This window comes from Arthrobacter sp. S2(2024) (assembly GCF_036662515.1).
In the GTDB taxonomy this organism is placed as follows: domain Bacteria; phylum Actinomycetota; class Actinomycetes; order Actinomycetales; family Micrococcaceae; genus Arthrobacter.
In genome coordinates this window covers 593,979-618,105 of the sequence record NZ_JAYKZI010000002.1, presented here as the reverse complement: position 1 = coordinate 618,105, position 24,127 = coordinate 593,979, and the positions used below count along the sequence as shown (strand labels likewise).

Here is a 24,127-nt window from a genome sequence, read left to right as displayed (position 1 = left end):
AGAGATATGCAAGCACCCCAGCCACCCTAAGCTTCCAAAGCTTAGCTACCCCGAAATTCGCCCGCCAACACTGGGAAGCAGGCACAATCCATACACACGTTTTGTCCTATAACCCTGGGGTTCGGAAGCCTAGGCCTCCGTGAGCTCATCTTCCGGCAGGCGGACCAACGTCAGCCGGTAGCCAACGTTCCGGACCGTGCTGATGAGGTTCTCGTGGTCCACGCCGAGCTTGGCGCGCAGGCGCCGGACGTGGACGTCCACGGTGCGGGTGCCACCGTAGTAGTCGTAGCCCCATACTTCGGTGAGAAGCTGCTGACGGGTGAATACCCTGCCCGGGTGCTGGGCGAGATACTTCAGGAGTTCGAACTCCTTGAAGGTCAGGTTGAGCGGCTGCCCGTTCACGCGGGCCGTGTAGCTTGCCTCGTCGATCACGACGCCGGCCGCCCGGATTTCGGTGTTGGTTTCCTCTTCGCCGGGGATTGCGCGGGCCACGGCCAGGCGGATCCGGGCTTCGACTTCGGCCGGGCCGGCCGAGTCGAGGACGATGTCATCAACGGACCATGCGGAAGAGACGGCAGCCATGCCGCCTTCCGTGAGGATCAGGATGAGGGGGGCGCTCAAGCCCGTGGCTTTGAGCAACTGGGTCAGGGAGCGGGCCCCCACGAGGTCCTTGCGGGCATCAAGGAAGACGACGTCGGTGGGGTCGGTTTCGAGCAAGGCCGTTGGCTCTGCCGGAAGGATGTGGACCCGGTGGTTCAAGAGCTCCAAGGCGGGCAGGATGTCTACCGACGACCCGGTGCTGTTCGTCAGGAGCAGGATGTGCGACATAGTTCCTCCAATGGGCGGTCCGCGCATCATCGGGCGTCTGAACCGGGTTTCCACCGGCCGGTAGCTGCTTATGGGGCGTGGTTCCGTTGTAACGGAAGCGTTGCAACAAGAAGCGCTGTTGACAACCGAGTATACCCAAAGGCCCCTGCAACGTCAGGGATTCGTGTCACCTTCAGCCCATGTTTGCGACATATTTGTGCCGTATAAGGCAGGATTGGCAGGAGGTTGCTCGCGGCTTGGAACGAAATGGGCCCATCGAGGATCCCATGAAGGCGCGGCGAGGTTAGGGACACAGTGAGGTCAGGGGCGCAGTGAAGTCTTGGAGCATCGGGGTGGTCGGCCTCGTGGCGCTCGCGGTTTTCGTCGCCAGCTCTTACGGCCCCACGGAAGGGTTGGTCGCCGTCGGAATCCTGGCGTCGGCCGCGGTTGGCATCGGCTGGCCCCACTTTCTAGCCGTCCCGGCGAAGAAAACGCTCGCCACGGTGATCGGCCTGAGCGGCGCGGGTTCAGCCTTGGCTGCCGGCTTCGTGCCAGCCCCCGGATTTCTCGATGCAACTCCGGCCTTCATCGCCGCAGGCGTGATTGCGGTGTTCGTCGTGCAGCTGATCCGCGGAACCGGTCAGGCCCAACGGCTCGAGTCCACTCTGGGCAGCTGCGCCGGTGTCCTGCTGAGCTGCCTTGGCGCTGGCTGGATTGCGGGGGCGAGGTTCAATGGGATCAAGGAAATGGTGTTGGTCGCTGCTCTCAGCGCCGCTGTCGCCCTCCTCGCAGGCTTGTTGCGCTGGCCGGACCGGGTCGTGGCGCCCTTGGGCATCGTGGCCGCCGGGTTGGTGGCTCCGCTGGCAGGCCTGGTGTTCTCCAACATCGCGATCGTGGCCGCCATCGTGGTGGGCGTCGTCATCGGCTCGGTCCTGGTCAGTTTCCGTCGGATGGTGACGCTTCGGCTCGGCCGCCTGAACTTTCCGGCTGTCCTTGGAATGGGCGTCGCCCCCGTTTGGGCGGTTGGCGCCTTGTGCTACTTCATCGACAAACTACTCATCTACTAACAGTTAGGATGGCATCATGTCCGTACTTGCATTTGAAATCTTCTTCCTTGTCCTCCTCGGCCTGGCCAGCCTCTCGATGGCGTGGTTCGCTGGTTTTGTCGTTTACCGCCTCTTCAAAGGCCAGAAGTAGAGCTCCCATCGCTTTTGATCAACCCGTACCTTCCGGTCCACTGAGGTAATTGCTGTGCCCATTGAAATTCCTTCCGACCTGACACCCGAACTGGTACCCCTTTCCTGGCTCATTGGTGAGTGGGAAGGCCGGGGACGGCTTGGAAGCGGTGAAGAAGACTCGGATCACTTCATCCAGCACGTCTCCTTCACGCACCACGGCCTGCCCTACCTGGAGTATCGGGCGGAAAGCTGGCTCAGCGACGAGGACGGCACCAAATTGCGGCCCCTCACCGTGGAGACAGGCTTTTGGGCGCTGGAGCGGAAAATGCTCGACGCCGACGGCGGCCCCGGCTTGATTCCCGCCGAAATCGTCCCGGTATTGAAAACTGCCGATGACGTCGAAGCCCACCGGAACGCCGACGGCGGGTTCGACATCACTGTGACGATTGTCCATCCCGGTGGCATCAGCGAGCTGTACTACGGTCAAATCAAGGGGCCGCAGATCCAGATGAGCACCGATATGGTGATGCGCGGCGGCCACTCCAAGGAATACACTGCGGCCACACGCATCTTCGGCCTCGTGGATGGCAATCTGTTGTGGCGCTGGGATGTGTCCACTCCGGGCAAGTCGCTTGAGGCCCACGCTTCGGCTTTCCTGAACAAGCTCTCCTAGGGTGCTTGTTAAATAGCTTCAAGGTCTCACCGAAGAGGTCTCACTGAACGTCCCGTTTCGCAGTTCGAACCAAAGGGGAGCAGCAAGTGAACGAAGCAACTAAACCTGCCAGCTATGACGATCTCAAGGCGGTCTTTTTCAACGGGACGCTCAAGCCATCGCCGCAAGTGAGCAATACCGACGGACTGATTGCCATCAGTCGGCGCATCATGGAAAAGCAGGGCGTCAGTACCCAGGTGATCCGGACCGTGGATCACGACATTGCCGCCGGTGTGTATCCGGACATGCGGGAACACGGCTGGGCGACGGATGAATGGCCGGAGTTGTATCCGGCGGTGCTGGAGGCCGACATCGTGGTGGTGGCCGGTCCTATCTGGCTTGGCGATAACTCCTCCCAGACCAAGAAGCTCATCGAGCGGCTCTACGCCCATTCGGGCCAACTCAACAGCAAAGGCCAGTGGGCCTACTATCCAAAGGTCGGCGGCTGCCTGATCACCGGCAACGAGGACGGCATCAAGCACTGCGCCATGAACGTCCTGTACAGCCTCCAGCACGTCGGCTTCACCATTCCGCCCCAGGCCGATGCCGGCTGGATCGGCGCCGTCGGCCCCGGGCCCAGCTATCTCGACGAAGGGTCCGGTGGTCCTGAGAGCGACTTCACCAACCGGAACACCACCTTCATGACCTGGAACCTGCTCCACTACGCCCGGATGCTCAAGGACGTAGGCGGCATTCCTGCCTACGGGAACCTCCCGGACGAATGGAAAGCCGGTACGCGCTTCGATTTTGAAAACCCGGAATACCGCTGAGCCCCAAGGACTTCTACTACATATGACTTACACGAGCCCCCTATTGTCGCGCCCCGGAGCTGTAGAAGGCGGCGGCGAGGACTCCGGCGTCGCGGCCCACTACGGCGAGCCCCTGCGGGAGCAGCGCGCACTCGCCGCAGGCACCGCCGTCGTCGATCTTTCCTACCGGGGCGTTGTCACGGTCACCGGACCGGATCGCCTGAGCTGGCTCAATACTCTTTCCTCGCAGCAACTGACCAACCTCCAGCCGCGCGTCTCAAGCGAACTGTTGCTCCTCACCATTCAGGGACGCATTGAGTTCGACGCCCGCGTGGTGGACGACGGCGAGACCACCTGGCTGTTGGTCGAAGCCGCCGAGGCTGCCCCGCTGGCCGAGTGGCTCAACAAAATGCGGTTCATGTTGCGCGTCGAGGTGGCCGATGTGTCGGCCGAGTGGGCCGTCGTTGGCTCAACGAAGCCCGTTGACGCCTGGTCCGGGCGGCTCGTCTGGGAAGACCCGTGGCCGCACATCGGCGTCGGCGGCTATTCCTACAGCGTGGTGGAGGAAAACTCCCACCCCGGCCTTGAGAGGCCCTGGTTCGAGTACCTCATTCCGGCAGACGAGCTTGAAGCGGCCGTTGAGGGCATGGCCCTCGCTGGCTCGTTGGCCGCGGAGGCGCTCCGCATTGCCGCCTGGCGTCCCCGGCTCGGCGCGGAGACGGACGAGAAGACCATCCCGCACGAGCTCGATCTCCTCCGGACCTCGGTCCACTTGTCCAAGGGCTGCTACAAGGGCCAGGAAACCATTGCCCGTGTCCACAACCTCGGACACCCGCCCCGGCGGCTCGTTTTCCTGCAATTGGACGGCTCGCAGCACACCCTTCCAGCGCCGGGCAGCGTTGTATTTGCCGGAGAGCGCAAGGTGGGTACGCTGACATCTGTGGCCCAGCACTTCGAAATGGGGGCAGTAGGACTGGCCCTGATCAAGCGGTCTGTGGACCCGCACGAAGTGTTGACCGTGCTGGACGGTGAGGAGCCTTATCCGGCCGCCCAGGAAGTAATCGTTGCGCCCGATGCCGGACAGGTGGTGGGGCGTCAGACCGGATTCCTGAAGGGACCCCATCGATGAGCGAAACGACGGACGCTGAAGCCCAAGCGACGGGTGCCGATGACGAGGCCGTTGCCTTGGCGCACACCTTGTTCGATGCCGCCAGGGAAGGCAACTCGGAGCTCCTGCGGAGCTACCTCAACGCCGGTGCTCCGGCTGGAATGCGCACTGCCGCAGGCGACTCTCTCCTGATGCTGGCCGCCTACCACGGCCACGCGGAAACCGTTCAGCTTCTGCTGTACCACGGTGCCGATGCGAACGGGGCAAACGACCGTGGCCAGACTCCGCTGGCCGGCGCGGTTTTCAAGGGCTACACGGAGGTGGCCCGGGTTCTGATTGACGCCGGCGCAGATCCCGACGCCGGTGCGCCCACAGCGCGCGAGGCCGCCCGGATGTTTGCCCGCGCGGAGATTCTCGAACTGCTCGGATAGACCAAGAGGGGCCGTCGGGCTGAGCCCGTGCCTGGCGGCGCGGCCGCGGTGGCCGCCTTGCGACCAAATATTCCATGTGGAATAGTTGTTGTGGAATAGTTCGTACGGAGGATGGGGAAATGGCACGAGCCGCACTGACTCCACTTGGTGTCGCCGCATTGGCCCTCCTCGTGGAGGCGCCGATGCATCCATACGAGATGTACCAGCTCCTGATGGCCCGTCACGAGGACCGCTTGGTCAAGGTCCGGCCGGGCACGCTCTACCACGCCGTCGGCCGCCTGGAAGAGGCGGGTTTCGTCGAGTCCACGGGCATTGACCGCGCCGGCAACCGGCCCGAACGGACCACCTACCGAATCACGGGAACCGGCAGGGAGGCGCTGACCGAGCGCCTCCAGAACATGCTGGCGGAACCCGTGAACGAATACCCGAGCTTCCCCCACGCGATCGCCGAGGCACACAACCTGCCGTCCGGCGTCGTCCTCGAACTCCTGGACCGCCGCGTGGCGAACCTGGAAGACCAACTCGACTTCCTGGTCCGCGGTGAAGAAGCTGTCGCCGCAAAAGGCGTCGAGACCAAGTTCTGGATCGACGTCAAGTACCAACAAACCATGCTGCGGACGGAAATCGACTGGATACGCAGCTTCCAAAACGATCTCCGCAGCGGGCAGTTGCGGTGGTAACCGCCCAGCCAACGCACCAACGTGCAAGATATTCAGCACAGTCAAAGGAAACCCATGGAAAACGTAGCTAAACCGTGGCCCGCACTGTGGTCCCTCGTGGTCGGGTTCTTCATGATCCTGATCGACACCACCATTGTCTCCGTGGCGAACCCACGGATCATGGAGGGCCTGCATACCGACATCAACGCCGTTATCTGGGTGACGAGCGCCTACCTCCTCGCCTACGCCGTGCCGTTGCTGATCACCGGACGGCTCGGTGACCGCTTCGGGCCCAAGAACCTCTACCTGATCGGCCTCGTGGTCTTCACGCTCGCTTCGCTGTGGTGCGGCCTCTCGGGCGACATCGGCATGCTGATCGCGGCCCGGGTGGTCCAGGGCATCGGCGCAGCCATGATGACGCCCCAGACCATGGCCGTCATCACCAGGATCTTCCCGCCGGACCGCCGCGGCGCGGCCATGGGCCTCTGGGGAGCGACGGCTGGCATGGCCATCCTCGTCGGTCCGATCCTCGGTGGCGTGTTGGTTGACGGCCTCGGCTGGCAGTGGATCTTCTTCGTCAACGTTCCCATCGGCGTCGTTGCCTTCGTCCTCGTGACCCGGCTGGTACCGAAGCTGACCACGCACAGCCACAAGTTCGACGTCGTGGGTGTTTTGCTGTCCGCGGCCGGCATGTTCCTGCTGGTGTTCGGCATCCAGGAAGGCCAAAGCTACAAGTGGGGCACCGTCACCGGGCCCATCACGGTCTGGGGACTGATCATCACGGGGCTCGTTGTCCTTGCCGGGTTCGTCTTCTGGCAGTGGCTGCTGGAGCGCCGCGGCGGCGAGCCCTTGCTGCCGCTGGGCCTGTTCAAGGACCGCAACTTCTCCTTGGGTAACACCACCATCATGGCGGTGGGCTTCACCATCACAGCGTTCCCGCTCCCCACCATTTTCTACTACCAGGTAGTCCGTGGGTTGACCCCCACGCAGTCCGCGTTGCTCATGATCCCCATGGCCGTGATCTCCGGCGCCCTGGCACCTTTCGTCGGCAAGTTGATCGACCGGATCAATCCGCGCTGGTTCGCGGCCTTCGGGCTCCTCTGCCTGTCCGGTGCCCTGTTCTGGACCGGGACGCTGCTGAAGCCGGACACTCCCATCTGGATGTTCCTGCTGCCCAGCGCCCTCCAGGGCGTGGCCAATGGTTTCATTTGGGGCCCGGTCTCCAACGCCACAACCCGCAACCTGCCGCCGCGCTCGGCCGGCGCCGGTTCCGGCGTCTTCAATACGACGCGCCAGATCGGTGCGGTCCTGGGATCGGCCGCGATTGCTGCCCTCATCCAGTCCCGGCTCGCGGCTGAGCTGCCCGCGGCCCCGCCAGGCGCTGCCCCGGCAGGCGAAGGGGGATTCACCGGCAAGTTGCCCGAATTCCTGCACGACGGCTTCTCGACCGCGATGAGCCAGTCGGTCCTGCTGCCCGCTTTTGCGATTCTGCTGGGCGCAGTAGCGGCGTTGTTTTTTGGCAAGCCCAAGGCCGNCCCGAATTCCTGCACGACGGCTTCTCGACCGCGATGAGCCAGTCGGTCCTGCTGCCCGCTTTTGCGATTCTGCTGGGCGCAGTAGCGGCGTTGTTTTTTGGCAAGCCCAAGGCCGTCCAGGGTTGGGGTTCTCCGGCGGCAGCCCCGTCCGAGGCTAAGACTCAAACTGTTTCGCAAGACGGCTAGCCCGCGCGAACTGGCAGACGATGCCCTCAAAATGGGGGCATCGTCTGCCAACTCGCGGTTAGCGGAGCAGGACGGAGGTCTGGATGCCCCCGTCGACGAATCCCAGCTTTCGGGCCAAGGCCATGGAGCCCCGGTTGTCCAGCGCTGTTCGCCATTGCAGCGTCAGGCCGGAGGCGAGTGCCTCGTGGGCGGCGATCGAGGCAGCCAGGGTTCCAAGTCCTTGCCGGCGCAAATCCGGCGGCACCAGGACGCCCATGTCCGCGAGGATCCCCTGCCACTCCGCATAGGCGCCGCAGGCCACCGGTTTGCGGTCCGGTTCGTTGCCGTCCATCACGGTGAAATGGTGGTCCATCCTTGAGAGATGGACTTCATTGACGTCGTCTGGAGGGCACCTGCCCTCCAGCTCGATCGCCTCCGGGTGGCCGTGCGAGACGGTGACTTCGCCGCCCGGCTGGAAGAGGGGAAGGTCGTCGGCGAACAGCAGCGCCGACGTCCCGAGCCCGTGGCCGCCGTGTTCGCGGCTGATCCGCAACAGTGCGGAATGCTCGCTCAGTTGATCGTCCGAGAGCTCGACGGCGGCAGCCACCGCCCACGCGGGAGCCACCAATGCGGAGCGGCCAAAGAGCCTCACGAAGGTGATGGATTCGGCGTCTTCGTCTTCCCTGACCAGCCGCTCCCCGGTGCGGGCAGCAGGTGAGCCGGAGACGAAACTGAAGGCCTCGTCGTCGAACCCTAAGTGCCGGGCCCAGGCCAGCAGCACAATTTCCGCCGATCCCGCATCAAGTTCCATGACATCGAGTCTATGCAGTCCCGGAAAAGGAAAGGCGCAGGCAGGCACCGGGTGGTACCTGCCTGCTCCTTGAAGAATCTGCTCTTGTGAAGAACCCGCTTAGCCGAACAGCACCGCAGCTTCGTCGTAGCGGTTCTGCGGGACGGTCTTGAGCTTGCCCAAAGCGGCTTCGAAGCCCACATGCTCGATGTCCGTGCCCTTGAGGGCCACCATGGTTCCCCAGCGGCCTTCCACGACGGAATCGATGGCCGCCATGCCCAGGCGGGTGGCCAGGACGCGGTCAAAAGCCGACGGGACGCCGCCGCGCTGGATGTGGCCGAGGATCGTGGCACGGGTTTCGATGCCGGTGCGGGCTTCGATCTCCGGCGCGAGCTGGTCGGCGATGCCACCCAGGCGGGGCCGGCCGAAGGTATCCAGGCCGCGTTCGGAGTGCGGGGCCTCCATGTGGTCCGGAACAAAGCCCTCAGCGACAACAATCAGCGGCGCACGGCCACGGTCGTGGGCCTCCTGGACCCACTCGGTGATCTGTTCGATGCTGACCTTCTGCTCAGGGATCAGGATGGCGTGCGCGCCGGCGGCCATGCCCGCGTGCAGGGCGATCCAGCCCACGTGGCGGCCCATGACCTCGGCGATCATGCAGCGGTGGTGGGATTCTCCCGTGGTGCGCAGCCGGTCGATGGCCTCGGTGGCGATCTGGACGGCGGTGTCGAAGCCGAAGGTGTAGTCGGTGGCGTCGAGGTCGTTGTCCACGGTCTTGGGGACGCCCACGATCCTCAAGCCGGCGTCGGTGAGGCGCTTCGCGGCGGCCAAGGTGCCTTCGCCGCCGATGGCGATGATGGCGTCGATGCCGAGGCGGTCCATGTGGGCCTTGATGACATCCGGCCCGCCGCCGTTTTCGAACGGGTTGGTGCGGGAGGTGCCAAGGATGGTTCCACCCTGTTTGGCGATACCGCGGACCATAGTCCGGGGAATGTCGATGACGTCGCCCTCCACGACGCCCCGCCAACCGTCCCGGAAACCGACGAATTCCTGGCCGTGGATGGCGATTCCCTTGAGGACGGCGCCGCGGATGACGGCATTAAGTCCGGGGCAGTCGCCACCGCTGGTAAGGATTCCAATTTTCATGAGGGCTCAAATCCTGGCTAGGAGGTATACGTGCAGAGCGCCACGCTGAGCTCACAATGATTGTAGGGGGCAATGTGGGGTAGGACACAAACCGTGACCGCCGCGGATGAGACTTTTGAAACAACCAGGAAACAGCCCGGGCGAACCCGGGCTGTGCTAGTTCCTGCCTTGCGAGCGCTGGGTGAGGAAGGATTCCAGCGCAATGGTGCCGCTTTGGTTGGGAAGCAGCAACCATGCCACCACGTAGATCACGACGGCGGGTCCTGGTAGCAGGCAGAAGATCAGGTAGCCAATGCGGACGTAGGCTACGTCCACATTCAGCTTGGCGGCGATGCCACCGCAAACCCCTCCGATCAAACGCTGCGGACCGCGCTTCAGGCCGATGCCCCGTACGATGCTGAAGAACTTGTTCATGGCTAGAGCCTTCCCTGTTGTGGCTGCTTTGTCACGTGCTGCTTGCTAGCGGTGGTCGGAATCGGCGGCGCCGGAGTCCGGGCTGGACCCGCGGTCTTTTCGTGAGCGGGCGGAGACCAGGCCTCCGATCACGAGTGCCGCGCCGGCTCCGATCATGAGCCCGATCAGCACATAGGTGCCGTTGAGGACCACGAGGCCGAGTTTGGAAATGATGATCAAAGCTGCGAGTGCCAGGACAATCAGCCCCCAGACCACGGTGCCTACCCTTGCCCGGGCGGTTTGAACCGGGGTTTCAGGTGCTGTTTCAAATGCCTGCGTGGGTTCGTGCGTGCTCATGTCAGTTTCCTTCCTGGACGGTGACGTTGCTCAAAGTGCCGTTGAGCCTGACGACAAGCTTGGCGCCGGGTTTGTCCGTGTTGAAGCTGTCCCGGGTACCGCCATTGCTTTGGGTGACGGCGCTACCGTCTTGCTTGAGGTTCGCGAAGGTCATGTCCGCCTGGACCTCCACCGGCACGGTCGCCGGGATGACGAGTTTGATATTGCTGGCGGTGACGTCCATCGGAACAACGACGTCGGAGCTCAGCGGCGCGCTCAGGTTCAGCTTGGTCAGGTCGACGGTCCCGTTGACCCCGGTGATGTCGAAGCCTTTGCGGGCATCGTCGATGCTCACAGGATTCCATTGGGCATTCTGGAGACGGAAGTGGTCCGCGTTGGGCGCGATATTGAAGATGCCGCCGATCACCAGCGTGGCTATGGCCAGAAAGCCGAGTAGTCCCGACGTGCGGCCACGAAGCCCCGCAACAAGGATCCCGAGGCCGAGGACTCCGGCGCCTGTGGCCCAGACCACCGCGTTGGCGGCATCGCCCAGATGGATGACGTTGCCGGCGTCGAGCAGCTTGAGTGTTCCGCCGGCCAGCAGGGCAGCCCCCGCTGAGACCGCTACGATGGCCGCGCCCGGCCCCTGCCGCCTTGGACGCTCGGGGCGTTCGGGGCGGTTGGGAACGCCGGCCGGTGGGTAGGGCCCTGCGGGATTGACGGGGCCCGAGGGGGTTCCCGGCCCCCCGGTTCCGTAATTACCGGTTCCGCCGGTTCCGTAAGTCCCGGTTCCGTAAGTCCCGGCGCTGTAAGGACCCGCGCTGTAAGGGCCGGCCGGGTAGCCTGCCGAGGCGTGTGTCTCCGCGCCGCCAAAGGAACCTGGAGCGGCCGCGTAGTTGTGTGTGCCCATCGTCTGCCTTCCGTTGCGGGCTTTGCTGCGCTGGACCAGGAAATAGACCAGGTAGATGATGCCGCCTACCCAGAACAGCGTCCACAGGAGTCCGGGAACCCCATTCCAGCCCCATCCCCAGAAACCGCGGCCGAGGCTTGGCAATCCGATGATGGTTGTGATGAGGGCTCCGGTCATGCCTGCGGACCAGCGGCCCGCCCCGGCCTCCTGTGCATGGATGCGGCCATCGGGTTCGGGCAGGAGCGCCCAGGCGATGCCATAGAGCAGGATGCCTATGCCGGCGAAGAGGGTGAGGATGATAAAGATGCCGCGGACGATCAAAGGATCGATGCCGAAGCGGTGGGCGATGCCGCTGGCCACGCCGCCCATCCACCGGTCCCGGCCACGGCTGATGCCTTGGCTTCGGATCCAGTTGAAGAAGTTCTGCGGGGGAGCTGGCACGGCGTGATTCGGTGCCGCGCCGCTGGTGTTGCCGGCGTCCGGCTGGGCCGGTTCTTCGGGCACGCCCGTCGCGGCCGGCTGGATGGATTCTGCAGGTTGTCCGGGCTCCGCAGCTTGTCCGGGGTCCTCTGGATTCATGCTGTTCGCGTTCATACTTCGATCTTGCCGTCCGGCGACGTCTCCCTCTATTGGGGGATACCCTGAACGTTCCCTGAGTGGCCCCCTGAGATGCCCTGCTTCGAGCGCCGAAGACCCTGATACGTGTTTGGATGGATTCATGACAACCGCCACGCAACGCCCGCCGCTGGTCCGGAGCAGCGACCGGATCATTGCCGGCGTGTGCAGCGGCCTGGCGGACCATCTTGGCTGGCCCGTGAAGTACATCCGGCTCGCCATGGTCCTTGCCTCGTTCGCCGGCGGCGCGGGCCTGGCTTTCTACGCCTGGCTCTGGGTCATGGTGCCCACCGCTGACGAAAGCGCCCGCCGAAACAGCCGCCGGCCGGCGTCGCCCATTGCTCCCGCGGTGAGCCTGCCTCCTTCGGTGAGCATTCCTCCCGACGTTGCAGCGCCCGACGGCGCGCAGCCGGTGCCGCTGTCCACCCCGGCTCCCGTCGTCGCCTCCTGGTTCAGGATTCGGCGGATCCAGTATGGGAAAGAGATCCTCCTCGGGGCCGGCCTGCTCCTGGTGGCCGCCATCCTGATCGCCCGGCAGTTCGGCGTCGAGGTCCCCCTCGGCACGCTGATCCCGGCGGCGGCCATACTCGGTGGGGCGGCGATCGCGTGGATGCAGTTGGACGAGACGCGCCGGGCCGGGCTGGTGGACAAGACGAAGGCGGACCAAGCCGGTGGCTGGGTCCGCCTTGCTGCGGGCCTGGCCCTGGTGGTTGCCGGGGTGTTGGTCATGGTGTCCGGTTCCGGCTCGTGGGAGCAGACCTGGCTCGCGCTGCTGGCTTCCATCGCGGTGCTGGGCGGCGTGGCCTTGGTGCTGCTGCCGTGGGGCTTGAAGTTCTGGAAGGACCTTGAAACTGAGCGGGCAGCGCGGGTTCGCGAGACCGAGCGGGCCGAGATTGCCGCCCACTTGCACGACTCGGTACTGCAGACGCTCGCCTTGATCCAACGCCGTGCCGGTTCGGAACAGGACGTGGTCCGCCTCGCCCGTGCCCAGGAGCGTGAACTGCGCACCTGGCTGTACCGGGACGCCGCCAAGGATTCGGGGCTCCTCGCGGAGCGGATTGCCGCAGCCGCAGCCGAAGTGGAGGACGCCCACGGACATCCGGTCGACGTCGTCAGCGTCGGAGACACCGCCATGACGGACAGGCACGAAGCCCTCGTCCTGGCGGCCCGGGAGGCCATGCACAATGCTGCCCGGCATGGCGGCGGAGCCGTGTCCGTCTATCTCGAGACTTCCGACACCGGCAGCGAGGTTTTCGTCAGGGACCGCGGACCCGGCTTTGACCCGGATGCCGTCCCGGAAGACCGGCTCGGTGTCAAGGAGTCAATCGTCGGACGGATGAAACGCCACGGCGGCACTGCGGTCATCAGCAGTAGTTCCGAGGGCACCGAAGTACGCCTGAAACTGCCCGTCGAGAACGCCGACAAAGCAGAGAACCGAAACGGAGAAGCCAAAGTATGAACGCCCTATCAGAGCAAGTAACGCGGAAGGTTCGCGTGGTGATCGTGGACGATCACGCCATTTTCCGGTCCGGGCTGAAGGCCGACCTCGATTCGCGGATCGACGTCGTGGGCGAGGCCGGAACAGTGGAACAAGCCATCGCCGTGATTGCCGAGGTTCAGCCGGAGGTGGTGCTTCTTGACGTCCACTTGCCCGGCGGCCTTGGCGGTGGCGGCCGGGAGGTCATCAGTGCATCCTCGGCGTTGCGCGGGAGCACGAGCTTCCTGGCCTTGAGCGTCTCGGATGCCGCCGAGGACGTCGTGGCCGTCATTCGGGCCGGGGCACGCGGCTACGTCACCAAGACCATTTCCGGCCCGGAGATCTCCGACGCCGTGGTCCGCGTGGCCGACGGTGACGCGGTCTTCTCGCCGAGGCTGGCGGGTTTTGTCCTGGACGCGTTTGGAACTTCCCCGGCCGAGATCGCCGACGACGAGCTGGACCGTCTTTCCGCGAGGGAACTGGAAGTCATGCGTCTCATCGCCCGGGGTTACAGCTACAAGGAGGTGGCCAAGGAGCTGTTCATTTCCATCAAGACCGTGGAAACCCATGTCTCTGCGGTACTCCGCAAACTCCAGCTCTCCAGCCGCCACGAACTGACCAAGTGGGCCGCCGAACGCCGCCTCCTCTGACGCCCGCTCACCTGTGGTGGGTTAAACCCAAACGCCCGCTCACCTGTGGTGGGTTAAACCCAAACGCCCGCTCACCTGTGGTGGGTTAAACCCAAACGCCCGCTCACCTATGGCGGGTTAAACCCAAACGCCCGCTCACCTCTATCCCAAGGTGAGCGGGCGTTTGCGCGGGCGGAAGGCTACTTGGCCTGGCCGAGGAATTCCTGGAGGCGTCGAACGCCTTCGGCGAGGTCGTCGTCGCCCAAGGCGTACGAGAGGCGCACGAAACCGGAGGGGCCAAAGGCCTCGCCCGGAACAATCGCGACCTCAACCTCGTCGAGGATCAGTGAGGCAAGCTCAGCGGACGTTGACGGACGGACGGGACCGTTCGACGTCGGGAATTCCTTGCCCAGCAGCCCGCGGACGTCGGCGTACACGTAAAAGGCGCCGGTCGGCGTCGGGCATTCCACACCGTCGATCGCGTTCAGTCCGGCAACGATCGCCTTGCGGCGGCGGTCGAAGGCGACCTTCATTTCGTCGACGGCGGTCAGCGGACCGGACACCGCAGCGAGGGCAGCGATCTGCATGATGTTCGAAACGTTCGACGTCGCGTGCGACTGAAGGTTGGTGGCGGCCTTGATGACGTCGGCCGGGCCGATCATCCATCCGACACGCCATCCGGTCATGGCATAGGTCTTGGCGACACCGTTGAGGATGACCACCTTGTCGCCGAGTTCGGGAGCGGCAGTGGCGATCGAGGTGAAGGGGACGCCGTCGTAAGTCAGGTGTTCGTAGATCTCGTCGGTGACAACCCAGAGGCCCTTGGCCGCGGCCCATTTTCCGATTTCGGCCACTTGTTCGGCGCTGTAGACGGCGCCGGTCGGGTTGGACGGGGAAACGAAAAGCAGGATCTTCGTCCTGTCGGTGACCGCGGCTTCGAGCTGCTCCACGGTGACCAGGTAACCCTGCTCGGGTCCGGCGAAGACCTCGACGGGAACGCCTCCGGCCAAGCGGATTGCCTCCGGGTAGGTGGTCCAGAAAGGCGTGGGGATGATGACTTCGTCGCCCGGATCAACCAGGGTGGCGAAGGTGTTGTAGACAGCCTGCTTACCGCCATTGGTAACCATCACCTGGGAAGCATCGACTTTGTAGCCCGAGTCGCGGAAGGTCTTGTCCGCGATGGCCTGCTTCAGCTCCGGCAAGCCGGCAGCGGGGGAGTAGCGGTGGTACTTCGGCTGCGAGGCGGCCTCGACGGCGGCCTTGACGATGTAGTCGGGGGTCGGGAAGTCGGGCTCCCCGGCGCCAAAGCCGATCACGGGGCGACCCGCTGCCTTGAGCGCCTTGGCCTTGGCGTCAACGGCAAGGGTGGCGGACTCGGCGATGGCGGAAATTCGCTGTGAAATGCGGGCGGCAGGTATTCCGGCAGACATTAAAGCACCGTTCTTCGCGGGCAGCTCATGAGCTGGATGGTGGGATTCGACGGAATCTACTTTATGCTGTTCTGCGGAGCTATCGGGCTAACGTCTCGAAAGTGACAGTGCATGCTGATCAAACGAGCGCTGATCACACGAGGCTGATCGCGTGAGCGGGAAGGCCTGAACGCTCCGGAAATGGCCCGGTTCGACTATCGCGACGTTGTTGCGTAGACTGGTTCACCGGTGTTGAAAAACATCACAATGGTTCGCGCCCCAGATTGGCTCGGAATCCCGTGTTCTTGGGGATTCCTTGGCAATGATGGAGTGCGGCCAAATATGGATTCGTTCCATAGGGTAGTGGCGCAATTGGTAGCGCAGCGGTCTCCAAAACCGCAGGTTGCAGGTTCGAGTCCTGTCTGCCCTGCGCAAGCTGTTCCGGGTTTCGCTCGGAACAAGCGCAGCAACCATGACTCTGATCAGAGTCGGGTCAACGACGTTTGCATAGATGAGTGAGGATCAGGTGACCGAAACAGCTGCGAGCAGCTCGAAGGGCCGCCCTGCCAAGAAGTCCGATTCCGGACTCTTCGCTCGAATTGCTCTTTTTGTCCGCCAGGTAATTGGCGAGCTCAAAAAGGTAGTTGCCCCCACCCGCAAGGAACTGGTCAATTACACAGTCGTGGTGCTGGTGTTCGTGGCCATCATGATGTTGGTCGTCACCATCCTGGACCTGGCTTTCGGTACGGGAATCAAATGGGTTTTCGGCGCTACCGGCACCACGAACCACTAAGCGGATCGCTCCGCAAACCGCGTGAAATCCCCGGAAAATCAAGGGAATTCACAGGGTTTGCGGAATTGAGCCATTTAAATAGGCATGTTAGGCAATGAGGAAGCAGGAGACCAAGTGTCTGAGCAGGAGCTCGAGGTAACTGAGACTGAGCTGGATGGGCCCGCTGAAAGCACGGCCCACGCCACGGCTGACGCCGTGGAAGGATCCGAGGTCGATTCTGCTGCGCCCGAAACTGCCGACGTCGACGACGCCGACCAGGATGAGTCCGATGACGCTGAGTCCGATGACGCCGATGTGTCCGACGACGAGTCCGGCGCCGACGCCCTGGCCGTCGCTGCAGCCGTAGCGCCCGCCGACCCCGCCGAGGAGTTCAAGGCCAAGCTTCGCCGCCAGGAGGGTGACTGGTACGTCATCCACTCCTACGCAGGCTACGAAAACCGCGTCAAGGCCAACCTTGAGACCCGCATCCAGACCTTGGACATGGAAGATTACATCTTCGAGATCCAGGTGCCCATGGAGGAAGTCGTTGAGATCAAGAACGCCCAGCGCAAGATCATCAACCGCGTTCGCATTCCGGGCTACGTCCTCGTCCGTATGGACCTGACCGACGCATCCTGGGGCGCCGTCCGCCATACCCCGGGTGTCACGGGCTTCGTGGGCAACGCACACAACCCGGTCCCGCTTCGCCTCGATGAGGTCTTCTCCATGCTGGCCCCGGTCTTCGAAGAGCAGCAGGCCGAAAAGGGCAAGCCGGTCAACAAACAGCACCAGACGCCCGTCGACATCGACTTCAAGGTCGGAGAGTCCGTCATCGTCAAGGAAGGTCCGTTCGAGACCCTTCCCGCCACGATCTCCGAGATCAAGATGGATTCCCAGACGCTTGTGGTGCTGGTGTCGATCTTCGAGCGCGAAACCCCGGTTACGCTCGCATTCAACCAGGTCACCAAGATCTAGTTGATCCAAGAATTTCGCCCCGCGGTTGCCCGCTTAGCAGCCACGGAGCGGTCGGTCGCCTTGCCATGGCGGCCACAAACCTGAGGCACGCTCCTGTGTCCTAGGAAGTTATTGAGAGAAGGACCTACATTGGCTCCCAAGAAGAAGGTCACCGGCCTCATCAAGCTGCAGATCCAGGCAGGTGCCGCCAACCCGGCCCCGCCGATCGGTCCTGCGCTTGGCCAGCACGGTGTCAACATCATGGAATTCTGCAAGGCGTACAACGCTGCCACAGAAGCCCAGCGCGGAAACGTTATCCCGGTTGAAATCACGGTCTACGAAGACCGCTCGTTCACCTTCATCACCAAGACCCCGCCGGCTGCAGAGCTCATCAAGAAGGCTGCAGGCGTTGCGAAGGGTTCGGCCACGCCGCACACCGTCAAGGTTGCCAAGCTGACCCAGGCACAGGTTAACGAGATCGCCACCACCAAGATGGAAGACCTCAACGCCACCAGCCTTGAGGGCGCTGCCAAGATCATCGCCGGCACCGCACGCTCCATGGGCATCACCGTCGAGGGTTAATTCCCTCACCGCTTCATGGCGTCTGTTTTGGGAAACGGACGACGCCGGGTAGCACCGCCGGGAAACCGGCAACATTGAAATATTGAGAATGTTGGAGATCCACGCCGGATGTCCAACTGTGGCAGGGCCCAGCGCGGTCCGCAGACCACAACTGCACAAGGAGAATAAGCAGCATGGCAAAGCGCAGCAAAGCATATGAGGCAGCCGCAGCCAAGATCGAGGCAGACAAGTTCTACGCCCCGTTCGAGGCCATCAAGCTCGCCAAGGACACCAACCCGTCCAAGTTCGACGCCACCGTTGAGGTCGCTTTCCGTTTGGGCGTTGACCCGCGTAAGGCCGACCAGATGGTCCGCGGTACCGTCAACTTGCCGCACGGCACGGGTAAGACTGCCCGCGTCCTGGTGTTCGCAACGGGCGACAAGGCTGAAGCAGCAATCGCTGCAGGCGCCGACTTCGTTGGTTCCGATGACCTGATCGAAAAGATCGCAGCCGGCTGGACCGACTTCGACGCCGCAGTGGCAACCCCTGACCTCATGGGCAAGGTTGGCCGTCTCGGTAAGGTCCTCGGCCCGCGTAACCTCATGCCGAACCCGAAGACCGGTACCGTGACCGCTGACGTCACCAAGGCTGTCAACGACATCAAGGGCGGCAAGATCGACTTCCGCGTCGACAAGCACTCGAACCTGCACTTCATCATCGGCAAGGTTTCCTTCGACGAACTGAAGCTGGCCGAGAACTACGCAGCCGCTCTGGAAGAGGTGCTTCGCCTGAAGCCGTCCGCTTCCAAGGGCCGCTACATCCAGAAGGCTACGGTCGCCACCACGTTCGGTCCGGGCATCTCCGTTGACCCGAACGTCACCAAGGTTCTCACCGAGGCGTAAGCCGCCGGGAGCATCGACTCTGAAAGGACCGTCCGGCATTAGCCGGGCGGTCCTTTCGTTGTAGGCGAACCGTCACCTATCGCGGCCGGCGACCGCTGATTAGGCTGAGGGCATGACAGGCCAGGTTCCGGATTTCAGCATCCACGAGCTCCATCTGCCGGAGTCCCTGGATGGTCTGGACGGCAAGGTTTTCCGGGAGCTCTCATCCGTGATGGACGCCATGGTGCTGGAAACCTGGGGAAACCTGGAACGGGCGTCCTCGGCCCAGGCCCGGCTCGCCGGATGGCGCGATACCCCATACGCGGTATCGAGGCACGTCTTCGCCCGGGTGGACGGAAGGATCATTGGCCACGCGTCCTGCGAAGTTCCGTTCAAGGACAACATCCAAACCGCGTGGCTCGAGGTAGATGTGCTGGAGGGGTACCGCCGGTACGGAATCGGAACCGCGTTGCTTCGCACCGTAGAAGGCATCGCGAAGGCCCAGGGGAGGCACGTCCTGCAGGCGCACACCGAACACCCCATCGGCCTCGCAGGAGCAGAGGGAGTACCCGGGGGAGTACCCGACGTTGCTCCGGGAGCAGCCTTCTGCCTCAAGAACGGTTACACCTTGGAACAGGCCAGCAGATTCAGCACGTTGGACATGGACCACAACGCGGAATGGGCAAGGCTGGAGTTTGCGGCGCACTCCAAAGCAGACGCCGATTACGGGGTCCTTGCCTGGACGAACCGTTGCCCCGCCGAATACGTGGACCGCATGGCCGGGCTGATGGGCCGGATGAGCACGGATACTCCGGCGGGAGGCCTTGAGATCGAGGCAGAGGACTGGGACGCTGCCCGCGTCAGACAACTCGAAGACACCATGCTTGCCGAGGGCCAGACTGCCCTCGTGGCCGCCGCACAAGACCGGAGGACGGGGGAGCTCGTTGCGTACACCGTGATCTACCTTGATCCCGCGAAGCCCGGGGTGGCCGAGCAGGACGATACTTTGGTGGCACCGCCGCATCGGGGCCATGGGCTGGGAATGCTCGTCAAACTGGCCAATCTGCGCAGGCTGCAGACGGAATATCCGGCCGTAGGGCGCGTCATGACTTTTAACGCCGAGGAAAACGAACATATGCTGTCCATCAACGTACAGCTCGGCTTCAAACCGGCCGGATACGACGGCGAATGGCAAAAGAGGATCAAATGACGAGCACGGTGGAGATCGGCCAACTCTGGATCCCGGATTCCCTTGACGCCGATGACGCAAAGGATTTCCTGGCCGCCGTCGAAGTCAGCCGCAGGGTCCGCATGCAGATCTGGGGCACGGACGATCTCGCGTACACGCCGTTGGAAAAACTGCTCGAACTCGGCGACCCTTACGAACGCCAGGTCATTCTCGTGGCCCGCGTCGACGGCCGCATTGTCGGTACGGTAGACATCGCGCTTCCCCTTGCCGACAACATGGACCTGGCCGAGTTCACCCTCGACATCCTTCCCGAATTCCAGCGCAGGGGCGTCGGAAGGCAGCTCCTGGAAGCTGCCGAGCACTTCGCCAGAAGCGAGGGCCGGACCATGATCATGGTGGACACGAACCATCCTGCCGAGTCCCTCCGGGGTGGTGCCGAAGGTCAACTCGTGCCTGGCAGCGGCCTGGGCTTCGTTCCCTTGGCCAGCCGCGAGGTCGATTTTGCCCGGCGTACCGGTTACACCCTGCAGCACATCGAACAGTTCAGTTCCTGCGCGCTCCCGCTGGATTCAAAGCTCGTAGCCGAGCTTGAGGCCGAAGCCGAAGACGCGAACGCCGGCCGTTACCAGGTCCACCACTGGACCGATCGGTGCCCCCAACAGTGGCTCGAAGCTGTGGCCGCCCTGGAGAACGCAGCCGGCGAGGTGGTGTCGGAAGGCAACGAGGCCCCGGAAGCCGAACAGCAGCAATTAGTGTTCGACGCCGGTGTGTTGCGGCAGGCGGAGGACGCCGCCGTCGCGCAGGGACGCCGAACGGTGGTCACCGCCGTCGAACACGTCGCCAGCGGGCGGATCGTCGGACTCACCACGATCGGGGTCCTGGCGCAACGCCAGGATGTCGTCTTCCAGGACGACACGATCGTCCTGCAGGAGCACCGCGGGAACAAGCTCGGGCTCCTCATCAAGGTCGCCAACATGCAGCGCCTGAGCGAACAGTTTCCCGACGCCCGCGTGATCTACACCTGGAATGCGCCGGAAAACCGGTACTTGCTGACGGTGAACAAGCAACTGGGATTCACCACGGCCGGGGTCACGGGGTTGTGGCAGAAGGAACTGCCGAACATGGGGCCGAGGGTCACCTCCTCCGAGTAGGCGGCGCGATTTGGCGATGCACTTGCCCGTCCCGTAAGCTTGAACTACCAAAGACCGTCGGTTGATGGGAATCCACTCCTCCGGGCACAGCTCAACTCTGTAGCTGCGTGCGGAAGAACCAAGTGGTTTCCTAGACGAAGGACCCTGACAAAGGGCGGCCGGCGCAGGTGAACGAAGCAAATCTCCATGATCATTGGATCGTGTTGAGCCAAGCCCCGTGCATCTGCGCGGGGCGTTTTTTAGTTGCAGCTCTTTTGAGCGGGGACCCGGAAAACCGGCTTTATTCCCCGGAAGGAGGGTTATGGCAACGCCTAGCAAGATCTCCGCAGTAGCTGAGATCACCAACGATTTCAAGGAATCGAACGCCGCTGTCCTGACCGAATACCGCGGGCTCTCTGTTGCACAGCTCAAGCAGCTGCGTGTTTCTCTCGGCCTGGACACCAAGTTCTCGGTCGTCAAGAACACCCTGACCGCCATTGCAGCCAAGGAAGCTGGTGTCGAAGCATTCGACGGTCAGCTTGCCGGCCCCACTGCGATCGCATTCATCAAGGGTGACGCGGTTGCTGCCGCCAAGAGCCTGACGGACTTTGCCAAGGCCAACAAGCAGCTTGTCATCAAGACCGGCTACTTCGAAGGCAAGGCACTGAACGCAGCAGAGGTTGCCGCACTGGCAGCCCTCGAGTCCCGTGAGCTGCAGCTCGCCAAGGTTGCAGGCATCCTCAAGGCACCTGCTGCCGCGGCTGCACGCATCATTGACGCTCTGCGCCTCAAGCTTGAAGAAGAGGGCGGCGCTGTAGCACCGGCCGCTGACGAAGCACCGGCTGCCGACGAGGCTCCCGCCGAGGCTGCTGCAGAAGAGGCTGCCGCTCCGGCTGAAGCCGCTGAAGCAGCAACCGAAGAGAACTAAGTTCTCCCCACTCAAACTGCGGTGCAGTAACGGACAACGTCCGTGGCAGCACCACCTATAGGAAGGACGCCAAACATGGCGAAGCTCAGCAACGAAGAGCTCATTGAAGCTTTCAAGGAACTGACCATCATCGAGCTCTCCGAGTTCGTCAAGCTCTTCGAAGAGACCTTCGAAGTTACCGCTGCTGCTGTTGCAGTCGCCGGCCCTGCCGGTGGCGCTGCTGCTGAAGAGGCCGAAGAGAAGACTGAATTCGATGTCGTCCTCGAAGCTGCCGGTGACAAGAAGATCGCAGTGATCAAGGAAGTTCGCGCCATCACCTCCCTCGGCCTCAAGGAAGCCAAGGACCTGGTTGACGGTGCACCGAAGGCTGTTCTCGAAGGCGCCACCAAGGAAGCCGCTGAGAAGGCCAAGGAGCAGCTCGAAGCTGCCGGCGCCACGGTTACTGTCAAGTAACTCGCGTTCGCGTTTTCAGGAAGCCCCGTCCGGATTCGTCCGGGCGGGGCTTTCCTGCATTTAACAGCAACGCGGGGTCACTTACGGCCCATTAGGTGCTGCCGGATGGGCCGTAAGTGACCCCGCGTTGCTCAGATGGGGTCGCTGATGTCGGCTACGATCGCGCCCAAGGCCTCAGTGAGGGAATCGGCCTTCACGAAGGCGCTGAATCCGTGTTCGCCTGCGCCCATTGAGATCCTGCGTCCGGCGATGCTGGCATCCGCATAGACCGGCCAGGGCGTCGAACTTCCCAGCGGCGTGATGGTGCCGCGCTCATAACCGGTTGCCTCGAAGGCAATGTCGGCCGAAGGCATGGACAGCTTGTTGACGCCCAGGAGGGCGCGCAACTTGGGCCAGGAGATCTGCCGGTCACCCGGAACCAGCGCGAACAGGAACGAGCCGTCCCGGTGTTTGACCACAAGGGACTTCACGATGTCCGCCGGTGTGACCCCCATGATGCGGGCAGCTTCCTCAAGGCTGCTAGCCGCCGCCCGCTCTACGAGTTGGACGTCGAGTCCGCGTGCGGCCGCGTCAGCCAGGAATCGCTCAGTGCCCCGCATTCATGCTCCATTTCCGTTCACGGCCACTCCGCCGCCGAACTCGCCGAATATCTAGTCGCGGTAGAGAAGCAGTGCTTCGCCTTGGCCGCCGCCACCACAGAGCGCAACCGCCGCCTTACCCTTACCGCGGCGCTTCAGCTCGTGGGCCGCGTGGAGGGCCAGCCGCGCTCCTGAGGCACCGATCGGGTGTCCAATCGCGATTGCTCCGCCGTGCACATTGCACTTCTCCAAGGGATAGTCCAGGTCCTTCAAGGACTGTACCGCCACCGAACCGAAGGCTTCATTGATCTCGATGAAGTCCAGGTCGGCCGTTGTCCACCCAGCACGGTCCAGCGCGTGCCGTATCGCGTTGGAAGGCTGCGAATGCAGGCTGTTGTCGGGTCCCGCCACCTGGCCGGGCTTGCCGACGACGGCAAGGTAGTCAAGGCCGTTCTCCTCGGCGAAGCGGCGGCTCGTGAGCACGAGTGCGGAGGCGCCGTCGGACAGGGGAGAGGAGTTGCCTGCGGTGATGGTTCCGTCGGTGGCAAAGGCGCCCTTCAAGGGGGCCAGGGTCTCGAGCGTGGTCTGCGGGCGGACGCCTTCGTCCCTTGTCAGCACCAAGGGTTCTCCCTTGCGCTGCTTGACGCTGATGGGGGTGATCTCGCCGTCGAACACTCCTTGCTCGGCGGCCGCGGCCGCACGCTGGTGCGAAGCGGCGGCCACTTCATCCTGGGACCGGCGGTCGATGCCCAGCGAGAGGTTCTTGATCTCGGTGGACAGGCCCATTGACTGGCCATCAAAGGCGTCGGTGAGCCCGTCGTGGGCAGCGACGTCGAGGGCCTGGATGGCGCCGTAGCTCCAGCCTTGCCGGGAACCGGGCAGCAAGTGCGGAGCGCGGCTCATCGATTCCTGGCCGCCGGCAACCACGACGGCGGCATCGCCACTGCGGATCATTCGCGCTGCATCGATCACGGCGGTCAGTCCGGAGAGGCAGACCTTGTTGATGGTGACGGCGGGGATGTTCCAGCCGATGCCAGCGGCGATGGCGCTTTGCCGGGCCGGATTCTGGCCGGCGCCCGCCTGCAGGACCTGCCCCATGATCACTGCGTCCACTTTGTCCGCGGTGAGCCCGCTCGCCGCAATGGCGCCTGAAATGGCGTGAGCGCCGAGCTCGACGGCGGTGAGCCCGGCCAGTTGCCCGTTCAACCGTCCCTGTGGGGTACGGCTGGCGGAAAGGATGACAACGTCGTTGTTGTTGTCCGTTGTGTCTGAGGGGGTGCCCATTTTCTCTCTTCCGATCAAGGGTGGTGAGCCTAGGTTACCGTGGCGTAGATCACCTCTCCATTCAACAATGGAGCCTGGATCAACATTCCGCCCGCGCCAGCAAGAGGCCGTTGCCGCATAGGTGCCTGCGGCAACGGTGCTTGCATTCAGGCGGGATGTGGGGTAGACAGGTGGGTTGATTTGCCGTATTGTGGATATTTGCGTCTTCCCTGTTAACCTTCAGCCTTCATATAGCGGTGGGCTTTACCTCTCAGCTGCGCCATCGACGTGCCGTTAAGAACGAGCATGGTCTTGGTCAGCCGGGGTCCCGGGTCATATAGCGGAACCGGAAAGGTACACTGCGGATTC

Annotated in this window: 26 protein-coding genes and 1 tRNA gene; 18 read left to right on the top strand and 9 right to left on the bottom strand. The window is 63.4% G+C overall.

What is annotated here, in order from left to right:
* Positions 1 to 129: 129 nt before the first annotated feature.
* On the bottom strand, positions 130 to 828 hold the full coding sequence (locus tag VLA65_RS06550) for a winged helix-turn-helix transcriptional regulator (protein ID WP_059387339.1): 699 nt from the start codon (positions 826 to 828) through the stop codon (positions 130 to 132).
* Between the two features lie 311 nt (positions 829 to 1,139).
* Here VLA65_RS06550 and VLA65_RS06545 point away from each other — a divergent pair, with 311 nt between their 5' ends.
* The 7 genes from VLA65_RS06545 (at position 1,140) to VLA65_RS06515 (ending at position 7,216) form a co-directional block, all read left to right on the top strand.
* Positions 1,140 to 1,874 (top strand): hypothetical protein, encoded by a 735-nt coding sequence (locus VLA65_RS06545; protein ID WP_059387342.1) that lies wholly within the window; start codon positions 1,140 to 1,142, stop codon positions 1,872 to 1,874.
* A gap of 184 nt (positions 1,875 to 2,058) precedes the next feature.
* Positions 2,059 to 2,658, top strand: coding sequence for an FABP family protein (locus VLA65_RS06540; protein ID WP_059387340.1), 600 nt, complete (start codon positions 2,059 to 2,061; stop codon positions 2,656 to 2,658).
* 86 nt (positions 2,659 to 2,744) lie between these two features.
* Positions 2,745 to 3,467 carry a flavodoxin family protein gene (locus VLA65_RS06535; protein ID WP_059387341.1) on the top strand — a complete coding sequence of 241 codons (723 nt, stop codon included), beginning with the start codon at positions 2,745 to 2,747 and terminating at the stop codon, positions 3,465 to 3,467.
* Between the two features lie 22 nt (positions 3,468 to 3,489).
* Complete coding sequence (gene ygfZ / locus VLA65_RS06530; protein ID WP_332602055.1) at positions 3,490 to 4,575, top strand: CAF17-like 4Fe-4S cluster assembly/insertion protein YgfZ; 1,086 nt, start codon at positions 3,490 to 3,492, stop codon at positions 4,573 to 4,575.
* Positions 4,572 to 4,985, top strand: coding sequence for an ankyrin repeat domain-containing protein (locus VLA65_RS06525; RefSeq protein WP_332602054.1), 414 nt, complete (start codon positions 4,572 to 4,574; stop codon positions 4,983 to 4,985). The genes ygfZ and VLA65_RS06525 overlap by 4 nt, the downstream gene beginning before the upstream one ends.
* A gap of 119 nt (positions 4,986 to 5,104) precedes the next feature.
* The gene (locus VLA65_RS06520) at positions 5,105 to 5,665 is read left to right on the top strand and encodes a PadR family transcriptional regulator (protein ID WP_332602053.1); all 561 of its coding nucleotides are present in this window, start codon (positions 5,105 to 5,107) and stop codon (positions 5,663 to 5,665) included.
* 54 nt (positions 5,666 to 5,719) lie between these two features.
* Positions 5,720 to 7,216: a DHA2 family efflux MFS transporter permease subunit gene (locus tag VLA65_RS06515; RefSeq protein ID WP_332602052.1), complete on the top strand. Its 1,497-nt coding sequence runs from the start codon at positions 5,720 to 5,722 to the stop codon at positions 7,214 to 7,216.
* A gap of 207 nt (positions 7,217 to 7,423) precedes the next feature.
* Here the strand turns inward: VLA65_RS06515 and VLA65_RS06510 are convergent, their stop codons facing one another.
* The 5 genes from VLA65_RS06510 to VLA65_RS06490 form a co-directional block, all read right to left on the bottom strand.
* Positions 7,424 to 8,155 (bottom strand): GNAT family N-acetyltransferase, encoded by a 732-nt coding sequence (locus VLA65_RS06510; RefSeq protein ID WP_332602051.1) that lies wholly within the window; start codon positions 8,153 to 8,155, stop codon positions 7,424 to 7,426.
* A 99-nt stretch (positions 8,156 to 8,254) separates the two neighbouring features.
* A complete protein-coding gene (locus VLA65_RS06505; RefSeq protein WP_078108065.1) occupies positions 8,255 to 9,280 on the bottom strand; it encodes an ATP-dependent 6-phosphofructokinase in 1,026 nt (341 codons plus the stop codon).
* Between the two features lie 156 nt (positions 9,281 to 9,436).
* Entirely contained in the window at positions 9,437 to 9,694 is a 258-nt protein-coding gene (locus tag VLA65_RS06500; RefSeq protein WP_059387344.1) for a PspC domain-containing protein, read from the bottom strand.
* A gap of 45 nt (positions 9,695 to 9,739) precedes the next feature.
* Positions 9,740 to 10,030 carry a hypothetical protein gene (locus VLA65_RS06495; protein WP_059387345.1) on the bottom strand — a complete coding sequence of 97 codons (291 nt, stop codon included), beginning with the start codon at positions 10,028 to 10,030 and terminating at the stop codon, positions 9,740 to 9,742.
* 1 nt (position 10,031) lies between these two features.
* Entirely contained in the window at positions 10,032 to 11,513 is a 1,482-nt protein-coding gene (locus VLA65_RS06490; protein ID WP_332602050.1) for a PspC domain-containing protein, read from the bottom strand.
* Positions 11,514 to 11,637: 124 nt separating this feature from the next.
* Here VLA65_RS06490 and VLA65_RS06485 point away from each other — a divergent pair, with 124 nt between their 5' ends.
* Both VLA65_RS06485 and VLA65_RS06480 read left to right on the top strand, forming a co-directional pair.
* The gene (locus VLA65_RS06485) at positions 11,638 to 12,993 is read left to right on the top strand and encodes an ATP-binding protein (protein WP_306958984.1); all 1,356 of its coding nucleotides are present in this window, start codon (positions 11,638 to 11,640) and stop codon (positions 12,991 to 12,993) included.
* Positions 12,990 to 13,661: a LuxR C-terminal-related transcriptional regulator gene (locus VLA65_RS06480; protein ID WP_059387347.1), complete on the top strand. Its 672-nt coding sequence runs from the start codon at positions 12,990 to 12,992 to the stop codon at positions 13,659 to 13,661. The genes VLA65_RS06485 and VLA65_RS06480 overlap by 4 nt, the downstream gene beginning before the upstream one ends.
* Before the next feature lie 179 nt (positions 13,662 to 13,840).
* Here VLA65_RS06480 and VLA65_RS06475 read toward each other — a convergent pair whose 3' ends face one another.
* Entirely contained in the window at positions 13,841 to 15,070 is a 1,230-nt protein-coding gene (locus VLA65_RS06475) for a pyridoxal phosphate-dependent aminotransferase (protein ID WP_307052486.1), read from the bottom strand.
* 336 nt (positions 15,071 to 15,406) lie between these two features.
* On the opposite strand from VLA65_RS06475, the gene VLA65_RS06470 reads away from it, so the two are divergent.
* The 9 genes from VLA65_RS06470 to rplL all read left to right on the top strand — a co-directional run bounded on the left by VLA65_RS06470 (position 15,407) and on the right by rplL (position 21,917).
* Positions 15,407 to 15,479: transfer RNA gene (locus VLA65_RS06470), tRNA-Trp, on the top strand.
* Positions 15,480 to 15,560: 81 nt separating this feature from the next.
* Positions 15,561 to 15,842 carry a preprotein translocase subunit SecE gene (secE, locus tag VLA65_RS06465; RefSeq protein WP_059387348.1) on the top strand — a complete coding sequence of 94 codons (282 nt, stop codon included), beginning with the start codon at positions 15,561 to 15,563 and terminating at the stop codon, positions 15,840 to 15,842.
* Positions 15,843 to 15,956: 114 nt separating this feature from the next.
* A complete protein-coding gene (gene nusG / locus VLA65_RS06460) occupies positions 15,957 to 16,796 on the top strand; it encodes a transcription termination/antitermination protein NusG (RefSeq protein WP_332602049.1) in 840 nt (279 codons plus the stop codon).
* 129 nt (positions 16,797 to 16,925) lie between these two features.
* Entirely contained in the window at positions 16,926 to 17,357 is a 432-nt protein-coding gene (gene rplK, locus VLA65_RS06455; protein WP_018773647.1) for a 50S ribosomal protein L11, read from the top strand.
* A gap of 173 nt (positions 17,358 to 17,530) precedes the next feature.
* Entirely contained in the window at positions 17,531 to 18,238 is a 708-nt protein-coding gene (rplA, locus tag VLA65_RS06450; protein WP_028265118.1) for a 50S ribosomal protein L1, read from the top strand.
* 112 nt (positions 18,239 to 18,350) lie between these two features.
* On the top strand, positions 18,351 to 19,427 hold the full coding sequence (locus VLA65_RS06445; RefSeq protein WP_332602048.1) for a GNAT family N-acetyltransferase: 1,077 nt from the start codon (positions 18,351 to 18,353) through the stop codon (positions 19,425 to 19,427).
* Entirely contained in the window at positions 19,406 to 20,557 is a 1,152-nt protein-coding gene (locus tag VLA65_RS06440; RefSeq protein ID WP_370872614.1) for a GNAT family N-acetyltransferase, read from the top strand. The genes VLA65_RS06445 and VLA65_RS06440 overlap by 22 nt, the downstream gene beginning before the upstream one ends.
* A 301-nt stretch (positions 20,558 to 20,858) precedes the next feature.
* Positions 20,859 to 21,464, top strand: coding sequence for a 50S ribosomal protein L10 (rplJ, locus tag VLA65_RS06435; RefSeq protein WP_059387352.1), 606 nt, complete (start codon positions 20,859 to 20,861; stop codon positions 21,462 to 21,464).
* Positions 21,465 to 21,539: 75 nt separating this feature from the next.
* Entirely contained in the window at positions 21,540 to 21,917 is a 378-nt protein-coding gene (gene rplL / locus VLA65_RS06430; RefSeq protein ID WP_059387353.1) for a 50S ribosomal protein L7/L12, read from the top strand.
* 131 nt (positions 21,918 to 22,048) lie between these two features.
* Here the strand turns inward: rplL and VLA65_RS06425 are convergent, their stop codons facing one another.
* Together VLA65_RS06425 and VLA65_RS06420 are read right to left on the bottom strand one after the other, a co-directional pair.
* Entirely contained in the window at positions 22,049 to 22,516 is a 468-nt protein-coding gene (locus VLA65_RS06425) for an aminoacyl-tRNA deacylase (RefSeq protein ID WP_284991827.1), read from the bottom strand.
* A 51-nt stretch (positions 22,517 to 22,567) separates the two neighbouring features.
* Positions 22,568 to 23,779, bottom strand: a complete 1,212-nt coding sequence (locus VLA65_RS06420) for an acetyl-CoA C-acetyltransferase (RefSeq protein ID WP_306958978.1) — start codon at positions 23,777 to 23,779, stop codon at positions 22,568 to 22,570.
* Positions 23,780 to 24,127 lie beyond the last annotated feature (348 nt).

Coding starts and splice junctions, on each gene's coding strand:
- VLA65_RS06550 (WP_059387339.1), bottom strand. CDS start 828: ATGTCGCACATCCTGCTCCTGACGAACAGCACCGGGTCGTCGGTAGAC.
- ygfZ (WP_332602055.1), top strand. CDS start 3,490: ATGACTTACACGAGCCCCCTATTGTCGCGCCCCGGAGCTGTAGAAGGC.
- VLA65_RS06525 (WP_332602054.1), top strand. CDS start 4,572: ATGAGCGAAACGACGGACGCTGAAGCCCAAGCGACGGGTGCCGATGAC.
- VLA65_RS06520 (WP_332602053.1), top strand. CDS start 5,105: ATGGCACGAGCCGCACTGACTCCACTTGGTGTCGCCGCATTGGCCCTC.
- VLA65_RS06510 (WP_332602051.1), bottom strand. CDS start 8,155: ATGGAACTTGATGCGGGATCGGCGGAAATTGTGCTGCTGGCCTGGGCC.
- VLA65_RS06505 (WP_078108065.1), bottom strand. CDS start 9,280: ATGAAAATTGGAATCCTTACCAGCGGTGGCGACTGCCCCGGACTTAAT.
- VLA65_RS06500 (WP_059387344.1), bottom strand. CDS start 9,694: ATGAACAAGTTCTTCAGCATCGTACGGGGCATCGGCCTGAAGCGCGGT.
- VLA65_RS06495 (WP_059387345.1), bottom strand. CDS start 10,030: ATGAGCACGCACGAACCCACGCAGGCATTTGAAACAGCACCTGAAACC.
- VLA65_RS06490 (WP_332602050.1), bottom strand. CDS start 11,513: ATGAACGCGAACAGCATGAATCCAGAGGACCCCGGACAAGCTGCGGAG.
- VLA65_RS06485 (WP_306958984.1), top strand. CDS start 11,638: ATGACAACCGCCACGCAACGCCCGCCGCTGGTCCGGAGCAGCGACCGG.
- VLA65_RS06480 (WP_059387347.1), top strand. CDS start 12,990: ATGAACGCCCTATCAGAGCAAGTAACGCGGAAGGTTCGCGTGGTGATC.
- VLA65_RS06475 (WP_307052486.1), bottom strand. CDS start 15,070: ATGTCTGCCGGAATACCTGCCGCCCGCATTTCACAGCGAATTTCCGCC.
- secE (WP_059387348.1), top strand. CDS start 15,561: ATGAGTGAGGATCAGGTGACCGAAACAGCTGCGAGCAGCTCGAAGGGC.
- rplA (WP_028265118.1), top strand. CDS start 17,531: ATGGCAAAGCGCAGCAAAGCATATGAGGCAGCCGCAGCCAAGATCGAG.
- VLA65_RS06445 (WP_332602048.1), top strand. CDS start 18,351: ATGACAGGCCAGGTTCCGGATTTCAGCATCCACGAGCTCCATCTGCCG.
- VLA65_RS06440 (WP_370872614.1), top strand. CDS start 19,406: ATGGCAAAAGAGGATCAAATGACGAGCACGGTGGAGATCGGCCAACTC.
- rplJ (WP_059387352.1), top strand. CDS start 20,859: ATGGCAACGCCTAGCAAGATCTCCGCAGTAGCTGAGATCACCAACGAT.
- rplL (WP_059387353.1), top strand. CDS start 21,540: ATGGCGAAGCTCAGCAACGAAGAGCTCATTGAAGCTTTCAAGGAACTG.
- VLA65_RS06425 (WP_284991827.1), bottom strand. CDS start 22,516: ATGCGGGGCACTGAGCGATTCCTGGCTGACGCGGCCGCACGCGGACTC.
- VLA65_RS06420 (WP_306958978.1), bottom strand. CDS start 23,779: ATGGGCACCCCCTCAGACACAACGGACAACAACAACGACGTTGTCATC.